This is a genomic window from Paenibacillus sp. 01T442, from assembly GCF_056398345.1.
Map to the genome: position 1 here is coordinate 1 of NZ_JBFTPF010000178.1, position 2399 is coordinate 2399.

The 2399-nt window shown below is 41.9% G+C and carries 1 protein-coding gene; it reads left to right on the forward strand.

Translation table 11 applies throughout. From position 1 onward, the window contains the following. Positions 1-135 precede the first annotated feature (135 nt). On the forward strand, positions 136-2376 hold the full coding sequence (locus tag AC1DLM_RS35150; protein ID WP_477572597.1) for a heavy metal translocating P-type ATPase: 2241 nt from the start codon (positions 136-138) through the stop codon (positions 2374-2376). Positions 2377-2399: the final 23 nt, after the last annotated feature.

Sequence of the window (2399 nt, forward strand, 5' to 3'; positions counted from 1 at the left end):
AATCTTCACACAATGATTACGAATACGGCACAACTATGGCTCTTTCGAGTCATTTGTAAATTGCTTAAATTCTTTATAGTGGATATGAAAGAACTATTTATAATCCACTATGAAAGAATTGGAGGATTTACTTCCATGGTTACGTCAGAAAGTCAACATATTGTTTTGGATATTGGAGGCATGACCTGCTCAGCTTGCTCAAACAGGATCGAAAAAGTGATATCACGCTTTCCTGGGGTGAGTCAGGTTCGTATCAATTTAGCTTTGGAAACAGACTACGTGGCATTTACGAAAGAGGATGTTTCAACGGCTCAAATTATTCATAAAGTAGAAACACTGGGGTACACAGCTAGACTTCAGCAGAGGAATCTAACCCATCAAGAGCATGCAAGAAACCTACAAAGCAAGAAAATGGAGGTTATTCTTTCCGCACTTCTATGCTTGCCACTCTTGTGGGCAATGATGACACACTTTACATTTACCTCATTTATTCCTGTGCCAGCATTATTGTTAAACCCATKGATTCAGTTTCTGTTAGCTACTCCGATCCAGTTCGTTTTTGGATTACCCTTTTATAAGGGAGCTTATTATGCAATACGTAATAGAACGCCCAATATGGATGTACTCGTGGTGATTGGTACCACAGCAGCTTACAGCTACAGTGTGTATCTATCCATAGCATGGTCAGTTTCTGCAGGGGCTATGAATATGACCTATTTTGAGACGAGCGCGTTCTTAATTACGTTTATTAAATTGGGAAAATGGCTTGAAGCGATAACCAAAGGGCGAACTGGGCTTGCCATTGAAAAGTTAACGAATCTACAGGTTAAAACAGCCACAGTCGTTCGCAATGGCATAGAAAGTCTAATTCCGATTGAAGAACTTCAGATTCATGATGTCATTCGATTGAAACCTGGAGAGCGAATCCCCATTGATGGCGTAATTCTAACGGGGACAACCTACATAGATCAGTCTATGCTGACGGGAGAAAGTATTCCAATTAAAAAAACAGAGGGAGACTTGGTATTCGGTGCCACGCTAAACAAGACAGGAAGCGTTACATTTCGTGTAGATAAAAAACTCGAGGAGACAATGCTCCATCAAATTATTCAACTTGTAAGCGAAGCACAGAGCACGAAAGCTCCCATACAGCGAGTGGCAGATGTTATTTCTGAATTTTTTGTTCAAATCGTGGTTGTTATTGCTATTGCTACCTTTATCGTTTGGTATGTTTGGCTAACGTCACAGGATTTAGGCGATGCCATGCAAGCGGCAATTTCCGTGCTAGTGATTGCTTGCCCATGCGCATTAGGGCTGGCAACACCTACTTCAATCATGGCGGGATCAGGTAGAGCGGCAGAGCATGGGATTCTATTCAAACGAAGCGAGCAGCTTGAAAATCTGCACAAGACCGATACCGTTGTTTTCGATAAAACAGGGACACTTACACTGGGAAAACCAGTGTTGACAGATATGATGGTTCACTTAGGAGAAGAGGATGAGTTCCTTAGGATTATTGCCTCTGCTGAAACATTATCCGAGCACCCTGTAGCTGCAGCCCTCTTGCAAGCAGCGCAAAATAAGAATTTAACATTGATGGAGGCAACTGACTTCACCGCGAATCCTGGAATGGGTATTCAGGCCAAAGTTGGTGAACATACGGTCATTGTTGGGACTAAGAATTGGTTGCTCTCGAATAAGGTGAACTTTGCTGATGGGGAAGATCAAATCTCGAGACTCTTGCTGGAAGGTAAAACGGTCATGCTTGCTGCGATTGATCAAACATTCGCAGGGGTATTGGCAGTAACCGATGAATTAAGGAGCTCATCTGTAGCTACCATCAGAGAGTTAAGAAAAATGGGGAAGGAAGTGATCATGTTAACAGGAGATCAGGAGGAAACAGCGCGCATTATAGCGGATAAGGCAGGTATTCATCATGTGATCTCAGGTGTTCTCCCTGAAGGTAAAGCCCAAGTCATCCGAGATTTGAGGAAATCGCGCAAAAAAGTGTTRATGATTGGCGATGGTATTAATGATGCTCCTGCCCTGGCTAGTGCTAACTTTAGCATTGCACTTAGTAACGGAACGGATGTGGCAATTGAGGCTGCAGATATTACGTTAATGAATAATAATTTAATGCGTATACCTCAAGCCATTCTAATTAGCCGAAAGACGATCGATAACATCAAGCAGAATATGGTTGGTTCGCTAATTTATAATGCTATCGGTATTCCMATTGCAATGACAGGCTTAATGATGCCTTGGTTAGCTGGTGCAGCGATGGCGCTTAGTTCAGTAACCGTTATATTAAATGCTCTACGATTACAAAAAATATCGTTTCCAGTGGATGATTTTCAAGGAGGAGAAAGTAATTGAATATGTCGGATATGCATATGAAT